Origin of the sequence: Pseudomonas migulae (assembly GCF_043225285.1) — a bacterium.
In the GTDB taxonomy this organism is placed as follows: Bacteria; Pseudomonadota; Gammaproteobacteria; order Pseudomonadales; family Pseudomonadaceae; genus Aquipseudomonas; species Aquipseudomonas migulae_C.
On the sequence record NZ_CP171224.1, the window covers coordinates 5,439,690 to 5,456,753 of the forward strand.

At 60.9% G+C, this 17,064-nt stretch carries 19 protein-coding genes; 7 read left to right on the forward strand and 12 right to left on the reverse strand.

Features of this window, described 5'->3' with window-relative positions:
- Nucleotides 1-109 precede the first annotated feature (109 nt).
- Entirely contained in the window at nt 110-715 is a 606-nt protein-coding gene (locus ACF6ZU_RS24990) for a glutathione S-transferase (RefSeq protein WP_392887957.1), read from the reverse strand.
- Between the two features lie 404 nt (nt 716-1,119).
- On the opposite strand from ACF6ZU_RS24990, the gene ACF6ZU_RS24995 reads away from it, so the two are divergent.
- From ACF6ZU_RS24995 to ACF6ZU_RS25005, 3 genes are all read left to right on the forward strand, one after another.
- Nucleotides 1,120-1,524: a TraR/DksA C4-type zinc finger protein gene (locus ACF6ZU_RS24995; RefSeq protein ID WP_236485158.1), complete on the forward strand. Its 405-nt coding sequence runs from the start codon at nt 1,120-1,122 to the stop codon at nt 1,522-1,524.
- Nucleotides 1,525-2,121: 597 nt separating this feature from the next.
- Entirely contained in the window at nt 2,122-3,345 is a 1,224-nt protein-coding gene (locus tag ACF6ZU_RS25000; protein WP_392893917.1) for a methyl-accepting chemotaxis protein, read from the forward strand.
- A gap of 785 nt (nt 3,346-4,130) precedes the next feature.
- A complete protein-coding gene (locus ACF6ZU_RS25005; protein WP_392887960.1) occupies nt 4,131-4,334 on the forward strand; it encodes a hypothetical protein in 204 nt (67 codons plus the stop codon).
- 1 nt (nt 4,335) lies between these two features.
- Here ACF6ZU_RS25005 and ACF6ZU_RS25010 read toward each other — a convergent pair whose 3' ends face one another.
- From ACF6ZU_RS25010 to ACF6ZU_RS25020, 3 genes are all read right to left on the reverse strand, one after another.
- Nucleotides 4,336-4,575 carry a DUF2789 domain-containing protein gene (locus ACF6ZU_RS25010; RefSeq protein WP_392887962.1) on the reverse strand — a complete coding sequence of 80 codons (240 nt, stop codon included), beginning with the start codon at nt 4,573-4,575 and terminating at the stop codon, nt 4,336-4,338.
- Nucleotides 4,576-4,704: 129 nt separating this feature from the next.
- Nucleotides 4,705-4,935, reverse strand: coding sequence for a hypothetical protein (locus tag ACF6ZU_RS25015; RefSeq protein ID WP_392893919.1), 231 nt, complete (start codon nt 4,933-4,935; stop codon nt 4,705-4,707).
- A 157-nt stretch (nt 4,936-5,092) separates the two neighbouring features.
- Nucleotides 5,093-5,329 carry a hypothetical protein gene (locus ACF6ZU_RS25020; RefSeq protein ID WP_392887964.1) on the reverse strand — a complete coding sequence of 79 codons (237 nt, stop codon included), beginning with the start codon at nt 5,327-5,329 and terminating at the stop codon, nt 5,093-5,095.
- Nucleotides 5,330-5,742: 413 nt separating this feature from the next.
- Between ACF6ZU_RS25020 and ACF6ZU_RS25025 the strand changes: the two genes are divergently transcribed.
- The 3 genes from ACF6ZU_RS25025 (at nt 5,743) to ACF6ZU_RS25035 (ending at nt 7,549) form a co-directional block, all read left to right on the forward strand.
- Complete coding sequence (locus ACF6ZU_RS25025; RefSeq protein WP_392887966.1) at nt 5,743-6,213, forward strand: hypothetical protein; 471 nt, start codon at nt 5,743-5,745, stop codon at nt 6,211-6,213.
- The gene (locus tag ACF6ZU_RS25030; RefSeq protein ID WP_392887968.1) at nt 6,213-6,416 is read left to right on the forward strand and encodes a hypothetical protein; all 204 of its coding nucleotides are present in this window, start codon (nt 6,213-6,215) and stop codon (nt 6,414-6,416) included. The genes ACF6ZU_RS25025 and ACF6ZU_RS25030 overlap by 1 nt, the downstream gene beginning before the upstream one ends.
- A gap of 116 nt (nt 6,417-6,532) precedes the next feature.
- On the forward strand, nt 6,533-7,549 hold the full coding sequence (locus ACF6ZU_RS25035) for an ABC transporter substrate-binding protein (RefSeq protein ID WP_392887970.1): 1,017 nt from the start codon (nt 6,533-6,535) through the stop codon (nt 7,547-7,549).
- A 126-nt stretch (nt 7,550-7,675) separates the two neighbouring features.
- Here ACF6ZU_RS25035 and ACF6ZU_RS25040 read toward each other — a convergent pair whose 3' ends face one another.
- Both ACF6ZU_RS25040 and ACF6ZU_RS25045 read right to left on the reverse strand, forming a co-directional pair.
- Complete coding sequence (locus ACF6ZU_RS25040) at nt 7,676-9,808, reverse strand: TonB-dependent receptor (protein ID WP_392887972.1); 2,133 nt, start codon at nt 9,806-9,808, stop codon at nt 7,676-7,678.
- A gap of 85 nt (nt 9,809-9,893) precedes the next feature.
- A complete protein-coding gene (locus tag ACF6ZU_RS25045) occupies nt 9,894-10,280 on the reverse strand; it encodes a DUF2946 domain-containing protein (protein WP_392887975.1) in 387 nt (128 codons plus the stop codon).
- A gap of 92 nt (nt 10,281-10,372) precedes the next feature.
- On the opposite strand from ACF6ZU_RS25045, the gene ACF6ZU_RS25050 reads away from it, so the two are divergent.
- Nucleotides 10,373-10,810, forward strand: coding sequence for a DUF3995 domain-containing protein (locus ACF6ZU_RS25050; RefSeq protein WP_392887977.1), 438 nt, complete (start codon nt 10,373-10,375; stop codon nt 10,808-10,810).
- Nucleotides 10,811-10,969: 159 nt separating this feature from the next.
- Here ACF6ZU_RS25050 and ACF6ZU_RS25055 read toward each other — a convergent pair whose 3' ends face one another.
- The 6 genes from ACF6ZU_RS25055 to ACF6ZU_RS25080 are packed head-to-tail and all read right to left on the reverse strand — an operon-like array spanning nt 10,970 to nt 17,033.
- Nucleotides 10,970-11,332 carry a Na+/H+ antiporter subunit G gene (locus ACF6ZU_RS25055; protein ID WP_084323645.1) on the reverse strand — a complete coding sequence of 121 codons (363 nt, stop codon included), beginning with the start codon at nt 11,330-11,332 and terminating at the stop codon, nt 10,970-10,972.
- Nucleotides 11,329-11,607, reverse strand: a complete 279-nt coding sequence (locus ACF6ZU_RS25060) for a K+/H+ antiporter subunit F (protein WP_392887980.1) — start codon at nt 11,605-11,607, stop codon at nt 11,329-11,331. The genes ACF6ZU_RS25055 and ACF6ZU_RS25060 overlap by 4 nt, the downstream gene beginning before the upstream one ends.
- A complete protein-coding gene (locus ACF6ZU_RS25065; protein WP_392887983.1) occupies nt 11,604-12,092 on the reverse strand; it encodes a Na+/H+ antiporter subunit E in 489 nt (162 codons plus the stop codon). Before ACF6ZU_RS25065 ends, ACF6ZU_RS25060 begins: the two co-directional genes overlap by 4 nt.
- Nucleotides 12,089-13,774, reverse strand: a complete 1,686-nt coding sequence (locus ACF6ZU_RS25070) for a monovalent cation/H+ antiporter subunit D (protein WP_392887986.1) — start codon at nt 13,772-13,774, stop codon at nt 12,089-12,091. The genes ACF6ZU_RS25065 and ACF6ZU_RS25070 overlap by 4 nt, the downstream gene beginning before the upstream one ends.
- A complete protein-coding gene (locus tag ACF6ZU_RS25075) occupies nt 13,771-14,115 on the reverse strand; it encodes a Na+/H+ antiporter subunit C (RefSeq protein WP_003202835.1) in 345 nt (114 codons plus the stop codon). The genes ACF6ZU_RS25070 and ACF6ZU_RS25075 overlap by 4 nt, the downstream gene beginning before the upstream one ends.
- Nucleotides 14,115-17,033 (reverse strand): monovalent cation/H+ antiporter subunit A, encoded by a 2,919-nt coding sequence (locus tag ACF6ZU_RS25080; RefSeq protein WP_392887993.1) that lies wholly within the window; start codon nt 17,031-17,033, stop codon nt 14,115-14,117. The genes ACF6ZU_RS25075 and ACF6ZU_RS25080 overlap by 1 nt, the downstream gene beginning before the upstream one ends.
- Nucleotides 17,034-17,064: the final 31 nt, after the last annotated feature.

Genomic DNA, 17,064 nt, shown 5'->3' on the forward strand with positions numbered 1-17,064 from the left:
CTCTGCCGCTTCTGCCTTGAGCAGAAGCGGCTTTTTTGTTTTGAAGGGAAACGCAACGGTGGGAGCGAGCCTGCTCGCGAAGGCGGCAAGTCAGGCGCAGCCAATCCGTCTACTCCATCGGTGTATTCACAAACGCTTCAAGTCCCTCGGCATAAGCAGTAAACGCGCTGATGCGCGGGAACTGCGCTGCCGTCACCTGATCCGGCACGACCAGAAGCGTGAAGCTCCAGGCCACCGCCAGCGTAATCCCTTCCTGGTCAATCGAGCCGTCGGTCTTCAGCGGTTCTTTCTCCAACTCGCGCTCCAGCGCCGAATACGCTGCCGCCAATTGCCCTTCGACCCTTTCCACCCAAGGCTCATATTGAATCTCCGTCGGCCGCAGGTTGCGCTCGTAATAAAGCTGCACCGACTTTTCGCACGCCGCCAGCGCCAGGCCGATCAGGCGCAACGAGCGCAAGCGCTGCTTCAGTTTGGCGGGCATCAGGCTGCTGCCGGCCAGCGCTTCCAGATAATCGATGATCAACGTCGAGTCGATCAGCACTTCGCCGTTATCGAGCACCAGCGTTGGCGCCTTGACCACCGGGTTGATCTGCTGGAACCGCTCGAAATGGCGAAACACCGACACCGGTTCGTGATCGAGGTCGATGCCCAGGCGTTTGGCCGAGATGGCGACCCGTCGCACATAAGGCGAATCCAGCATGCCAATCAGTTTCATTGCACCGCTCCTTCAGATGACCGTGTGGGGATGGACAACCTTAGCTGAGGTTCCATCGGCTGCAAACGCGGCGAGGATCCGGCTCATCAACTGTCACATGCGGTCGATAACCTCCCGTGCCGAAGCCGTTTGTCTTCTATATACAGCCGCTCGGTTGAATTTCTTGCTATAAACGCACTCCGATAACCACCGCAAAGGCTGCCATAGAGCAGTTTCAGGGCTTTGTCGGACAAATTCGCTGTCTTTTCAGTTGCTGAGGCCTCAAGTCGGCCTTAGACTGCCGCCCCTCGTAAATTGAGTGCCGGGTGGCGCTTGGAATAAATGGCGCCTTTCCGATGGCCAGACCCGGTCTGCCGGAACGCTCCCTAATTCGCCTTAATGCACGTTTTTTTATAGAGATATCAATGACAAAGGACAAGTTGCTGGCCATGCCGGCGGATGACTACATGAATGCCGAGCAGCATGCTTTCTTCTCCGCGCTGTTGCAGAACATGAAAGTCGAAACCCATGAGCGCATTGAACAGAACCGCATCGCCATCGAGAGCCTGGACACCCCGGCCGATCCGGCTGACGCAGCGTCTGTCGAAGAAGAGCGCACCTGGCTGGTGAACGCGATCGATCGCGACCAGCGCATGCTGCCTCAATTGGAACAGGCACTGGAACGTATCAAAGAAGACAGCTTCGGCTGGTGCGACGACAGCGGTGAGGCCATCGGCCTGAAACGCCTGCTGATCAGCCCGACCACCAAGTACTGCATCGAAGCACAAGAGCGTCACGAACAGATCGACAAGCACCAGCGTCAGGCCTGATTTCGCAGCGCCCCGCATCGCGGGCAATCCCGCTCCCACAGGATTTCATTGAACCTGCAGGAGCGAGCTTGCCCGCGATGCTTTTTTTCGTCCGCGAAAAACTCCGGCCTTCTTATTGATCTGCTGCAACGCCCACGACTAAAGGACCATGGATAATGGCCTTGTAGTGGCGTTTAATGCGGAGACAACAATTAGAAGTGACCTGGGGTGATAAAGATGACGAGAGATGGATCTCTGGTCGGGCCCGTGCCCGCACCAGTACTGTTGCCGCAAAACCGCTGGCTGGCGCCCACCCTGCAAAGCATCGCCCTGATGCTGTTGCTGTGCGGCATGACGCTTGGCGGCTGGTCGCTTTACCTTGGCCTGCCGTTGACCATGCTGATTGTCTGGCTGCCCCGGCTGCGATCCCGCGCCATTCCCGAGGTTGCCTCCGTCGACAGTCACGGCGCCATTGCCGAGCTGACTCGCGACCTTTCCCACACCACCAGTCACAACGCACTGTCCGCCGCCGGCGTGGCCTATGCGGTCAAGCAACTGGCGGACAAACTGCAATCACAACTCGGTGCTGCGGCGCAGATCGTCAGCAACGCCGAAGTGATGATCGCCACCGAGAAAGCCACCTCGGCGCTCAGCCGAACCGCGCTCGACGCCGCCAGCGAGGCTCACCAGAGCAGCGCGGCAGGGCGCACGGAGCTGATCGAATCCATCAGTCGCATGCACCATCTCAGTCTGCGCGCGAGCAACAGCCGTGAATTGATCGAAGCCCTGAGCCTGCGCAGTGACGATATCCAGCGCGTCACACTGGTGATCCAGTCCATCGCCAGCCAGACCAATCTGCTGGCGTTGAACGCGGCGATCGAGGCGGCCCGGGCCGGGGAGCACGGGCGCGGGTTTGCGGTGGTCGCCGATGAAGTCCGGGGCCTGGCCGCGCGCACGGCGACGGCGACCGGCGAAGTCGGCGAGATGGTTGCCGATATCCAGCAACGCACGGCGCAGGTGGTTGAGCAGATCCGACAGTTGTCCAGCGACCTCGACATTGGCGTCGCGCAAGTCGAGCACACCGGGCAGCACCTGGAGAACATTGCGCGACTGGCGGCGGGTGTCGAAAGTCAGGTCGGCGACATTGCCAAAGGTGCCGAGACCAACCGTGAGCAACTCGACAGTTTGTTCCATGCCATCGAGCAGATGCGCGGCGACCTGGCGATCAGCGATCAACAGACCCAGCGTCTGGCCCATGCCGCCGTACAGATGGAAGGGCAGGCCGAAACCATCAGCGAGCGTCTCGCCGAAGTCGGGCTGGATGATTATCACCAGCGGATTTATGACCTGGCGCGTGAAGGTGCGAGCCAGATCGCGGCGCGTTTTGAAGCCGATATCGATCAGGGGCTTGTCAGCCTCGATGATTTGTTCGACCGCAATTACCAGGCGATCCCCAATACCAGCCCGGCCAAGTTTCAGACTCGTTTCGACCGCTACACCGACAAGGTACTGCCGGCGATCCAGGAGCCGTTGTTGCCGCGTCATGAAGGCCTGGTGTTCGCCATTGCCTGTACGCAGCAGGGGTATGTGCCGACCCATAACAAAGTGTTCAGCCAGCCGCTGACCGGGGATGTGCAGGTCGATACCGTGCAGAACCGCACCAAACGCAAATTTGCCGACCGGACGGGGATTCGCTGTGGCAGCCATCAGCAGGCGGTTTTGTTGCAGACCTATACGCGGGATACCGGGGAGCTGATGCATGATCTTTCGGTGCCGATCATGGTCAAGGGGCGGCATTGGGGTGGGTTGCGGTTGGGGTATAAGCCGCAAGGGTTGCGGTGATTTGATTTGATTTGATTTGATTTGATTTGATTTGGGGGGCATATCCGTTTTTTCGGTTGCGGCGGCTGGCGGTTTCGCCCTTACGGCGAGTTACTTGGAAGAGCGCCAAGTAACCAAGCGCTTTTGCCCCTGTCGTTCGGTGCCTCGCTAATGCTCGGCATGCCCTCGTTCCGGTCCTGCTCCGTGGGCCCGCCGCGATCGGCCATCCATGGCCGTGCGCGGCTAACCCGGCATCCATGCCGGGTTGCCCACTACGCAGAACCTCCACTCGGCCTCTCGAGGGGGCGACCATCGCCACAGCCGCCGAGGCGGCCTTAAAGCCGACCTGGCTCTCTTGTGTTCGCGTTTCCCTGTGGGAGCGAGCCTGCTCGCGATGGACGTCAACGATAACGGGTGCTGCCTGGATGAACGCGGTGTGTTGGCGTTTTTCGCGAGCAAGCTCGCTCCCACAGGGCATCGGGTTTTCTGATCGAGCGCATTTCACTGTGGGAGCTGGCTTGCCAGCGATGGACGTCAACGATGACGCGGGCTGTCTGGATGAACGCGTTGCCCGGTCAATTTTCGCGAGCAGGCTCGCTCCCACAAGGATCGCGTTCGCTTTTGATCTTGCCGCAAGGGCGGAACCAATAGCCGCCGTTACCGTAGCAACGGATATGTACACCAACACCCCCCAGCATTATTACGATTCCAGCAACTGATCTGTGCACCCACTCGCTGTTTCCCCACCGACGAACTCATTACCATATCCACATAGTTAGGTTGCTAATGAAAAACGAGAGGTCAGCATGCAAAGCAAAGTCGATGTCGCCGTGATGATTGGCAGCGGTGTCCCCGCCAGTTTGCGTGCGACGGGCAAAAGCGTCTGCTGGGTGGTATTGCTCAACGGTGAACGCCGCGGAACAGCGTTCTCCAGTCGCGATGAAGCGGAGGAGTGCAGGGCTGCCTGGCTGGCGCAATTAAGTGCCGAAACCCCCGACAGCCTGCATTGATTCAATGAACCTGATGCATCCGCAGGTTCAGGTCGTCGACCACCCGCGCCCAGTCGGCGTCTTCACGCAATTGCTCCTTCAGGAAACCGGCTTGTTGCGGCGTCCAGAACTCGGCGTCGATCAGTTTTTTATCGTCGGGTAGCGGGGAATGGCTGGCGATGAAATCGTCGATGGCTTTTTCGCTGGAGTCCAGGCCGAGCTGGTCGAACAAGCCTTTGAGGTCGTGTATAGGTGAATCCATCTTCATCTCCTTGCTGGTCGCGCGGGTGCGAGATCTGAGAGCGGCTGCATAGCATCTGAGAGAGCCGCGCCTCAGGAGTTCGATAGCGTTCTTCGAAAGCAGGGATGAGCATAGACGGCGAACCGGCGATCAGGCTTTCAAGGCACCCTGATCCACGGCGAGCTTCAGAGCCTGGGCCGCTTCACGGGCTGCGACGGCAGCGACGTCCGAGGTTTTGAACCAGCGATCTTTCTCGACCTGGTGATAGGTCACGGTCTTCAGCGGCGGTTTGGCGCGCATGATGATGACGGCCTGGAATTCGCCCTCGACTTCTCTGGCTTCGCCCCGGATAAAAAATTCACCAATATCAAATTCCGTCACGTGGCAGCCTTCCCTTGGAAATGTATTGTTGTATTGAACGCCGTCCGACGTGGGAACGGGTTTCATGGGTGAGGCAGTATGGCAGTAGTTGCCCGCCGACGGCTGAGTTAAGTCGTCGGCATGACGAAACGTCTATTGGAATGGAAGAAGCACACGCTTAGGGACGTAGTTCAAGTGCGCGGGCAAGTGCGCAGGCTTCGTTATGGTCGCTGCGGAAACCTCTTACATGGCCCGTGGAAATTTCCTTGATATGGAAGAAGGCATTACCCGCCAGTACCACCTGAAAGCGCGGTGCGGCGGGCTCCGCAGGGTGAAACACCGTGCGCGGAAACATTGCCAGGGGCAACGTCGATGGATGATTTGTATGAGGCGTGAAGTGTGTCAGGGTGCACATATGAAGTCCTTTTCATGATTTTGCCGACGTGTGTACGTCGTTTTGGGTAGTCTCGATGAGCATCGCTGCTCTAGAATCACCGCCACGGGTGGGCGATTGATGTTCATCTAAAGCAATTTTTTGCGAGTGATATGTCGGAAAAATGCTTTTTTTGCAGCGTTTTTTCCCTAAGGTTGGTAATCCTTCTTTTCTGGCGCACAGAAGGGCTTTTTCCTTCAACTTCTGACGACGGCCAGGCAAGACGACGCGAGTGACATTCCAGTAGTCTTTTCATGTCTCGCAATGGATGAGCCCTCCGCTCGTTTCCGGCTTCGCCCCGGACCCTTTGGCTACATATTTCGGCATTGCCGCTTTTTTCTGCTGTGCGCTGTCTGTCTGCGTGCAGCATCATTTTCAGATGTGGGGATGTTTCCTTGGCAGTAAGTAATCTCGATATGCACGCTTTGTTCGTGCTGGGCGATCTGCGCGCAAAGCTGGTTAAACAGTTCCAGTCACGTTTTGTTTATGTCACCGAACAGAACGCCGAAGGAATTTACATTGCTGAACTCGACACCGAAGCCGCGCTGGTGGTGGACGACAAGCCGGGCCTGAAACTCAAGGTCGGCGATCATTTCAGCGCGTCGGTACTGCCCAGCCGTGAAGGCGGCAAACTGGACATCAAATTCCGCGAAATCAAACTGACCGTGTACGGCCTCGGCGATTACGCGTTCGTGACCACGGCCGACGGGCACGGGATCGTGTTCAAGGAAGGTCACAGCGTGGTGATGGTGTTTGCCGCTCATGAACAGTTGCAGGAAGGCCTGACCAAGACCCTCAAAGCCGTGACGGCCAAGGCAGCCAAGTGGCGCAAGGGCGAACTGGTGACGTTCAAGGCCAGCGAGTAATGAGCCTGACCCGCGCCGATTTCCACGAACAGAACCTGGTCAGCGCTCAAACCGAAGCGCGCCGGCTGTTCGAGCAGAAGGCCATCCTGCAGGGTGCCTGGCTGGGGTGGGTGGCGTCGCAAATCTACACGTTGCGCCCGGCGGAGTACGCCAGCATGGTCAGAAGAGAGCTCGCGCGTTTGCAGGAAATTTCCGAAAAATAATCCACGCCCCTCGAAAGCAGGAACCTCTACTACAGTCAGTTGACTGAGTATTTTGAGGCTTGCGGTCTTTATCAGGCCATCCTGCTATTGCTGTGAACAGCACGAGGTGCAAAAGCATGTACGGATTTCGACGTTTGTTGACCGCTGCCCTGGTCGCTTTCGGTCTGACGGGTTCGCCCGTTCCGCTATTCGCCGCCCAGGCGCCCATCCACTTCGCCGACCTGAACTGGGAAAGCGGCAGCCTGATCACCGATATCCTGCGGATCATCGTCGAGAAGGGCTACGGGCTGCCGACCGATACCTTGCCGGGAACCACCATCACCCTGGAGACCGCACTGGCCAACAATGACATCCAGGTCATTGGCGAGGAGTGGGCCGGTCGTAGCCCGGTCTGGGTCAAGGCTGAGGCCGAAGGCAAGGTCGTCAGTCTCGGCGATACGGTCAAGGGTGCAACCGAAGGCTGGTGGGTCCCCGAGTACGTGATCAAGGGCGATCCGGCGAAGGGCATCAAGCCGCTGGCGCCGGACCTGCGCAGCGTCAGCGACCTGCCCAAATACAAGGGGGTGTTCAGCGATCCGGAAAGCCCGGGCAAGGGGCGTTTCCTCAACAGCCCGATCGGCTGGACGTCGGAAGTGGTCAACAAGCAGAAACTCAAGGCTTATGGCCTGGACGACAGTTATGTGAACTTCCGTAGCGGTTCGGGGGCGGCGCTGGATGCGGAGATCAGTTCATCAATCCGTCGCGGCAAACCGGTCCTGTTCTATTACTGGTCGCCGACGCCGTTGCTCGGGCGCTTCAAACTGATTCAGCTGGAAGAGCCGCCATTCGATGCCGAGGCCTGGAAAACCCTGACCGACGCCGACAACCCCAATCCCAAGCCGACCCGTTCCCTGGCCTCGAAGCTGTCCATCGGCGTGTCCACGCCATTCCAGAAACAGTACCCGCAGATCGCCGAGTTTTTCAGCAAGGTCGATTTCCCTATCGATCCGTTGAACAAGGCGCTGGCCGAAATGAGCGAGAAACACACGCCGCCACGGCAGGCAGCGGAGGCGTTCATGAAGGCGCACCCAGACGTGTGGCAAGCCTGGGTGCCGAAGGAGGTGGCGGACAAAGTTGCCGCCGAGCTGAAGTGACGGGGTGCAGCTGACACCACCAAACTGTAGGAGCCGGCTTGCCGGCGATGGCGGCCTCGAAATCGATGCATCACTCAAGGGCCTCATCGCCGGCAAGCCGGCTCCTACAGGGATTGTGTTGGAGTACTAAAACCGTGTTTGGACGGCCAATTCAAAAGTGCGCGGCGTACCTAGGTAATACGCCGGTGACACATGCGCAAACTCGGCATACACCTCGTTGGTCAGGTTGCGCACCCGGCCGGTGACGGTGGTGTGGTGGTCAACCTTGTAACTGAGGAACGTGCCGTACAGCGTGTACGACGGCACGGTCATGGTGTTGGCGCTGTCGGCAAACACCGAGGCCACGTAGCGCGCGTCGACACCCCCTTGCCATTGCGGCGCAAAATCATAGGTCAGCCACAGATTGCCGACCCGATCCGGCACGTTGGTCGGTGTGTTGCCCTTGCGCGACACCACCACGCCCGCCGCATTCTTCTCGGTGAATTCATCGTATTGCGCGTCGACCCAGGCAAAGTTGCCTTCGGCCAGCAGCTTGTCGGTGATTCGCAACGAGCTGGACAGTTCGATCCCTTTGGAGGTCTGCTGGCCCACGGGAATGCTCAAGGTCGGGTCCAGCGGGTCAGTCGCCGCAAAGTCTTTGCGTTCAATGGTGTAAGCCGCCAACGTCGCCGAACCGCGACCGTCCAGATAATCGAACTTGCTGCCAACCTCCCACTGTTTACCGGTAGAGACATCGAAGTCCTGCGTGCCGTTGGGCTGTTCGGCCGCAGTGCTGTATTGCACGTAGACATTGGCCTCGGGAATGAACTGGTAGGTCAGGCCGACGCGGCCGGTCAGCGGTTCCCAGCTGCGCTTGAGGTGCCGGGGATTGCTGGCGGTCACTTCCCGGTGGTTGGTCACGTCCAGGTCGATGTCGTCGTAACGCAGGCCCGTCAGCAGCGACAGCTTGTCCGTCAGCGCCAGGCGGTTTTCGGCAAACAGCGCCTTGGTGGTGACCTGGTTGGTCTTGTCGCTGACAAACCCCGGCCGGGTGCCCGGGATGTCGTAGAAATGTCCCGGCTGATAGTTGTTCGGGTCGACGGTGTTGGCACCTTTGACGTTCAGCGGCGAGTTGGTGGTCTGGTTGACCTTGTACTCGAAGCCGCCGGACCAGGTGGTGTCCAGACCGAACAGGGTGTTGTCGTGGCGCAGCTCGAACTGGTTGCCGTTCTGTTCACCCTGATGCCGGACCTGATACGCCGTTGAACGGTTCACCAAACGGTTGTCGGCGCTGTACTGGTAGGTTTCCAGGTTGCGGTAATCGCGCTGGCTGTCGAGGTGGTAAAGGGTGTTGCGCAGGGTGGTGCGGTCGTTGATCCGGTAGTCGATGATCGAACGCACCCAGACCGTGCGCTGTTCGTAACGCCCGTCCTCGACGTTGTAGTTGTTGAAGCGGTTGTGTTTGTCGATCTTCAGTTCGCCAGCCTTGGGGTTAAGCACCGGCGTGCCCCAGTACGGACTGTCTTCGTGTTCATCCTGGTATTCCAGGGCCAGGGTGTGGGACAGGTTCGGTGTCAGGTCACTGAGTAGCGAGAACGCCACGCTCCAGGCATCCCGCTCCTGGCGATCGATGTAGCCGTTGCCGGTGTTGTGGCTGACGTCGAGCCGCGCGTAGTGCTGCACGTCCGCGCCGGCTTCAGTCAGCGCGTGGTTGAGGCCGAACGCGGTCTCGGTGGTGTCGTAAGTGCCATAGCTGACCCGGCCTTCGGCAGCTTGCTCTTCGCGGGTCGCCAGTTTGGTCACGTAATTCAGCGAACCGCCCACGGAGCCGGCGCCATTGATCAGCGACGACGGGCCACCCACCAGTTCGACCCTATCGTAGATCCACGCATCCACCGGCCGGGCAAGGCCACCGGAGACGTTGACGCCATTGAACATCTGGGTGATCTGGCTGCTGGTGAAACCTCGGTAGGAGACAAACCCGCCAAAGCCCGGCGGTGCACTGGCATTCACGCCTGGCAAGGTGTTGGCGGCGTCCTGGAAGTTCTGCGCGCCGTGGCGTTCAATGTCGTTGCGATTGGCGATCGCCACCGAGGCCGGGGTTTCCCGCACGCTCAAGCCGAGGCGCGAAGCCATGCCGCTGGATTGGTCGAGGCTCAGGCCCGGCTCGGCCGTGGCGTCGCCATCAATGGTGATGGGGGCGAGATCAAGTGTGGCCTGGGCCCAGGCGTTAACGGACAGGCAGCCGAACAGGCTGGCCAGCAAAGAAATGGTTTTCATCGATGAATCCTGAAGGCTTGCTAGGAAACAGCGCACAGGCGAACGCCTCGCGTTGGCGAAGTGAGCTGATTAAGGGCGAAGGGATTCAGGCGAACGGCGGGGCGCGGGGATTGGCCGACGGCCAGGTGAAGCGAGCAGGGAGGTCAGCGTTGGCAATGACTGCCAACGGCGGGCTGTGTTGTTCCGGGAGGATCGCCAGGGTCAGGCTGGAGTTGAGCGCCGGGCCCATGCCGCCGGTGGAGCACAGCGGGCAGCCGAATGCCTTGGACAGACTCGGCAGCTGCTCGTCGGAGGTGTTTGAGGAGGCTGGCGCTTGAGTGCGCGGGTCAACCGTACAGAACTGGCCACCGAGGCCGTTGAGTTGCGCGCCGACCATTTGCCCGTGGCCGATACTGCAGGCGAACACATTGAACAGGACGCAGCAATAAAGCATCCATGCAATGAGCGAGCGATCGGTTCGGGTGAGTTTCATGGGGCGGCACTTTATCATCGTTGATCATCCATGCACTTCTAAAAATGCCGACTAGGATGATTTGTTCAGATCCCTTTTCAGGATTCTCGACCATGACATTTGTGTTGGCTCAATGGCTGGTGACGATCTTCGCGGTGATCAGCCTGATACATGTCTACTGGGCGATGGGTGGCCAGTGGGCTGCCGTGGCGGCAGTGCCACAGGTGCCCGAAGAGGGCGGCGCGAGGTCGCTGCCCGCGTTCAAGCCTTCGGGGTGGCTGACGCTGCTGGTGGCGTTCGGATTGCTGTTGATTGCTGCGCTGGTGTGCTTGCGAGTCGGCTGGTGGCTGCCGGCGGTGACCCATCGATCGCTGCAATGGGTGATCAGCGCCATCGCCCTGCTGATGTTCGCCCGGGCGATTGGCGATTCGAACCTGGTGGGTTTTTTCAAGGAGGTCAAGGGTTCGAGATTTGCGCGGCTGGATACGTGGGTGTATTCGCCGTTGTGTGTGGTGTTGGGGGCAGGGTTGTTGGCGGTTGCCTGGGTTTGAGGTCTGCCGGGCTTCAGGTGTCGGCTGATCTGGCCTCATCGCTGGCAAGCCAGCTCCCACAGGATTTGTGCCTTACACAAAACCTCTGACTCAACACAACACTTGTGGGAGCTGGCTTGCCAGCGATGAGGCCCGAACAATCAACACAACTCCCCGGACTCAACTCCCGCTCTCAGTCCGCCGACTACTCACCTCAGCCGGCACATCATCCCCGGCCATGCGTTTGCGGAACAGCGCCGCCCGCGCCAGCAGCAACGTCGTCACCGGCACCGTGATCGCCAGCAGAATCGGGATCAGCCAGGCATGCAGCACCGGCCCGGATTTGAGCGCCGAAAAGTAGATGATCGACGCCAGCGCCACGCACCATGCGCCCAATGTCGAGGCCAGGGCCGGCGGGTGCATGCGCTGGAAGTAATCCTTCATCCGCACCAGGCCGATCGCGCCGATCAACGCGAACACGCTGCTGAGTACCAGCAGAATCGCCACCGGAATTTCCACCCACAGAGACAGTTCAGCGTTCATTCGATCACCTCGCCACGCAGCAGGAATTTCGCCAGGGCAAACGAGCCGACGAAGCCGAACAGCGCAATCAGCAGCGCCGCTTCGAAGTAGGTGTCACTGGCATAACGAATACCCAGCGTGAGCATCATCAGCATCGCGACGATGTACAGGTAGTCCAGCGCCAGAACCCGGTCTTGCGCCGACGGCCCCTTGAACAGGCGAATCAGGGTCAGCACCATCGCCACGGAAAAAATGAACAGGCTCAACAGAATCGCGTTCGACAGCAACGGGCTCATTCGAAGATCTCCATCAACGGGCGCTCGTAGGTCGCCTTGAAATGCTCGATGAACAGCGCTTCGTCCTCCAGATCGAAGACGTGCAGCAACAGGATGCTGCGGTCCAGCGCCAGTTCCGACCAGACTGTGCCGGGGACCACTGTGCAGATCATCGCCAGCGCCGCGAGGCCATTGGCGTCGCGCAGGTCCAGCGGCACTTTGACAAACTGCGAGCGCGGCGCCTTGCGACCGGCGTTGAGTACACCCCAGGCCACGGCAAGGTTGGACGCCAGCACATCGCGCCCGACGATGAAGAACAAACGGAAAATCACCCCCGGACGCCGAATGCGGATCGGCAGCGGGCGCAGCTTGCGCATCATCAGCGGCGCACAGAACCCGAGCACGGCGCCCAGCAGCAGATTGCCCGGGCTCATCGACAGGTTCAGCACCAGCCACAACAACCACAGCGCCAACGACAACCACGGCGCAGGAAACAAGCGCGTCATGGTTGCACCTCCGCGACGGCTGCCCTGGCTTCCGGACTCGGAATCGCCCGGGTACCCAGCACCGCCATCACGTATTGCTGCGGGTTGTTCAAAGCCTGGGCGGCTGCCTGGGTGTAACGCAGCAGCGGCTCGGCCTTGAAGGTCAGCAGAATGCTCAGGCCCAGCAGCGCAATGATCGGCACGCATTCCAGGCGTCGCAGCAACGGCGACGGTCGTTCTTCAGGCGTCCAGAAACGCTGGATGCCCAAGCGCGAAAAGGCAATCAGCGACGCCAGCCCGGAGAGAACCAGCAATGCCAGCAAGCCCCACGCGGCGTATGACACCGGTTCATCCGCGCCATTGCCCAGGCCCAGCGGGTTGAGCAGGGCGTGCAGCAAACCGAGTTTGCCGATAAACCCGGACAGCGGCGGCATACCAATGATCAGCAGCGCGCAGGCGATGAAACTAAGACCGAGAAACGCCATGGTCCAGGGAATCACCTGGCCGACCACGGCTTTCTGTTCGTCATCGAGGTTGATGCCCTTGGTCGGTTGCTGGGGCTCCTGCGGACGCGCAATCAGGTCGGCGTCATCGAACAGCGGCATTTCAGTAGCCGAGCGCGAACGTTCGATCAGCTCGGCCAGCAGGAACAGCGCGCTCAACGCCAGGGTCGAGCTGACCAGATAGAACAGCGCCGCGCCGATCAGGTTTGGCTGGGCGAAACCGATGGCCGACAGCAGGATTCCCGCCGACACCAGAATGCTCAGGCTGGCCATGCGCTCCAGTCGTTGTGCGGAAAGAATCGCCACGGCGGCGCAGACGATGGTGGCCATGCCGCCGTAGATCAGCCAGTCGCCGCCAAAGTACGCCGACGCGCCGGCCTGGCCGGAGAACAGCAAGGTCCATAGGCGCAGCAGCGTGTAGACGCCGACCTTGGTCATGATCGCGAACATCGCGGCCACCGGGGCGCTGGCCGAGGAATAGGCTGGCACCAGCCAGAAATTCAGCGGCCACATCCCGGCCTTGGCCAGGAACGCCACGGCGAGAATCGCCGCGCCGGCATGCAGCAAGCCACGATCGGCTTCCGGCACCAGCGGGATTTTCAGCGCCAGGTCGGCCATGTTCAACGTGCCGGTGACGCCATAGATCAGCGCCGCGCCAATCAGGAACAGCGACGAGGCCAGCAGGTTGATCGAGATGTAATGCAACCCCGACGACACCCGCGCCCGGCCCGAGCCGTGGAGCATCAGGCCGTAGGACGCCGCCAGCAGCACCTCGAAAAACACGAACAGGTTGAACAGGTCGGCGGTCAGGAACGCGCCATACAGGCCCATCATCTGAATCTGGAACAGCGCGTGGAAGCTCGAACCGGCGCCGTCCCAGCGGGCCATGGCGAACAGCAGGGCGCTGACGCCGATGATCCCGGTCAGCACCAGCATCAGCGCGGACAGGCGATCGACCACCAGGACGATACCGAACGGCACTTGCCAGTTGCCCGGCAGGTACACGCCGATGGAACCGGGCACGCCGGTGGTTTGCGTCCATTGCAGCAACAGCACGGCAATGCCCAGGCCCAGCAGGCTGGACAGCAGGTTGATCCGGGCCTTCAGCGGCCGGTGTTTCTCACCGAGCATCAACATGATGGCGGCGGTCAGCAGCGGCAGCAGAATCGGCGCGGCGATCAGGTGCGTCATCCAATTCATTCTTTAGGCTCCCGGCCATCCACATGGTCGGTGCCGGTCAAACCGCGCGAGGCCAGCAGTACCACGAGAAACAGCGCGGTCATGGCGAAGCTGATCACGATGGCGGTCAGCACCAGCGCTTGCGGCAGCGGGTCGGTGTAATGCAACAGGTCTTGCGGCACGCCGTCCTTGATGATCGGCTCCTTGCCGATGAACAGGCTGCCCATGCTGAAAATGAACAGGTTGACGCCATAGGACAGCAGGCACAGGCCCATGACCACCTGGAACGTCCGTGGCCGCAGCACCAGCCAGACGCCGGACGCAGCCAGTACGCCGATGGCGATTGCGATGACTTCTTCCATCAGACGGCCTCCTTCATGGCAACGGGTTTGGGCTGGGCAGCGGTCTTGTGGCCCCGGACCGATTGGTGGGCGAGGGCAGTGAGGATCAACAGCGTCGAACCGACCACCACCGAGTACACGCCGATGTCGAAGAACAGTGCGCTGGCGATGTGAATGTCACCCAGCACCGGCAAGCCGAAATGCCAGGTGTGGGTGGTCAGGAACGGATAACCGACGGCCATCGCCCCGAGCCCGGTGGCCGTGGCGAAGAGCAGGCCGGTGCCCATCCAGCGCAGCGGTCGCAGGCTCATTTGCGCCTCGACCCACTGCGTGCCGGCAACCATGTATTGCAGGATGAACGCCACCGACATCACCAGCCCTGCAACGAACCCGCCACCCGGCTGGTTGTGGCCGCGCATGAACAGGTAGACCGAGACCACGAACGCAATCGGCAGCAGCAGGCGCACCAACACCGCCGGCACCATCATGAAACCGAGCGCGGTGTCGCTGGCGTGACGCGGGTTGACCAGGTCAGTGACCACGTCGGGCGCGAGCAGTCGCTGTTGGGCCGGCAGTTGCAGGCTTTCTTTCGGCGGGCGGAAACGTCGCAACAGGGCGAACACGGTCAGCGCCACGGCCACCAGCACGGTGATTTCACCGAGGGTGTCGAAGCCTCGGAAGTCCACCAGCATCACGTTGACCACGTTGCTGCCGCCGCCTTCCGGCAGGGCGCGGCTGAGGTAGAACGAAGAAATATCGTTGGGCGTCTGGCGCGTCAGCATCGCGTACGACAGCAGCGCCATGCCGCCACCGACGGCGATCGACAGCAGCAAGTCGCGCAGACGGCGGATACGCGCCTTGCGCAGACTGCTCGGCAGCGGCGACACCTCTTCGATCCGTCGCGGCAACCAGCGCAGGCCCAGCAGGATCAGCACCGTGGTCACCACTTCGACCACCAGTTGCGTCAGCGCCAGGTCCGGCGCGGAGAACCAGACAAAGGTGATGCAGGTCATCAGGCCGCAAACGCTGACCATGGTCAGGGCCGCGAGCCGGTGGTACTTGGCCTGCCACGCTGCGCCGAGGGCACAGGCAATCGCCAGCAACCACAGGGTCACGAACACGATGGAGCCCGGAATCTTCGGTCGGTCGCCCCAACTGAGGCTGCTGTGGAGCATCGGGATCAGCCCGGCCAGCACGGCGGCGAGCACCATCAGGAACAACTGGGTCTGCAGGCGTTTGGTGCTGATCCGCCGCTCCAGGCGACGGGCCAGGCGCATCATGATCACCAGGCTGCGCTCGAACAGGCGCTTGCCGTTGAACAGGCCAACCACTGGCGGGTATTTGAAGCGGCCGTGCTTGAACTGGTTGCGCAGCAGCAGGTACAGCACGATGCCGCTGGACATGGCGATCAGGCTCATGATCATCGGCGCGTTCCAGCCGTGCCAGATGGCCAGGCTGTATTCGGGCAAGGTGCCGCCGACGACGGGCAGGGCGGCGGCAGCGAGTATCGAGCCGACCACTTGCGCCGGGAAGATCCCGACGATCAGGCAGGCGAATACCAGCAGTTCCACCGGCGCGCGCATCCAGCGCGGCGGCTCGTGCGGGGTGTGCGGCAAGTCGGTGGCGGTCGGGCCGAAGAACACATCGACGGTGAAGCGCAGCGAGTAGGCGACGCTGAATGCACCGGCGATGGTCGCGACAATCGGCAGGGTCATCTCGACCCAGGCCGTCGCGTTGATGAACACGGTTTCGGCGAAGAACATTTCTTTCGACAGGAAGCCGTTCAACAGCGGCACGCCAGCCATCGAGGCGCTGGCGACCATGGCCAGGGTGGCGGTGAACGGAATCAGCTTGATCAGGCCGCTGAGCTTGCGAATGTCCCGGGTGCCGCTTTCGTGGTCGATGATCCCGGCGGCCATGAACAGCGATGCCTTGAAGGTGGCGTGGTTGAGAATGTGGAACACCGCGGCGACCGCGGCCAGCGGGCTGTTGAGGCCCAGCAGCAGGGTGATCAGGCCGAGGTGGCTGATGGTCGAGTAGGCCAGCAGGCCCTTGAGGTCGTTCTGGAACATCGCGCAATACGCGCCGAGCAACAGGGTGCAGGCCCCGGCGCCGCTGACGATGTAGAACCATTCTTCACTGCCGGACAACGACGGCCACAGGCGCGCGAGCAGGAAAACCCCGGCCTTGACCATGGTTGCCGAGTGCAGATAGGCCGAGACCGGTGTCGGCGCCGCCATCGCGTGGGGCAGCCAGAAGTGGAAGGGGAATTGCGCGCTTTTGCTCAGGGCGCCAATCAGGATCAGGGGGAGCAGAACAGGGTAGAGGGCATGTGCGCGAATCAGATCGCCGGCGGCCAGGACCTTGTCCAGGTCATAGCTGCCGACCACATGGCCGAGCAGCATGACCCCCGCCAGCAAACACAAACCGCCCGCGCCGGTGACCATCAACGCCATATAGGCGCCGCGTCGCGCATCGGCGCGGTGGTGCCAGTAACCGATCAACAGGAATGAAAAGAGGCTGGTCAGCTCCCAGAAAAATACGATCTGGATCAGGTTGCCGGAAATAACCAGACCCAGCATGGCGCCCATGAACGCCAGGAAAAACGCGAAGAAGCGCGGCACCGGATCGTCCGGCGACATGTAGTAGCGAGCGTACAGCGACACCAGCGTGCCGATGCCCAGCACCAGCATCGAGAACAGCCAGGCGAACCCGTCCATGCGCAGAACGAAGTTCAGGCCAAGGCTGGGCAACCAGAAAAATTCTTCGCGAATGACCCCGCCATTGGCGATCTGCGGGTACAGGAGGGCAACCTGGAGAGTGCCGATCAGGGCGACCACACCAGCCAGCAGAGATTCGGTATTACGTGCATTGTGCGGCAGCAAGGCCGCGACACAGCTGCCGACGAAGGGCAGAAGCAGTAGAACTATCAGGGACATAGGCTTCTAATCTGCGGAAGTTTGTGAAGCA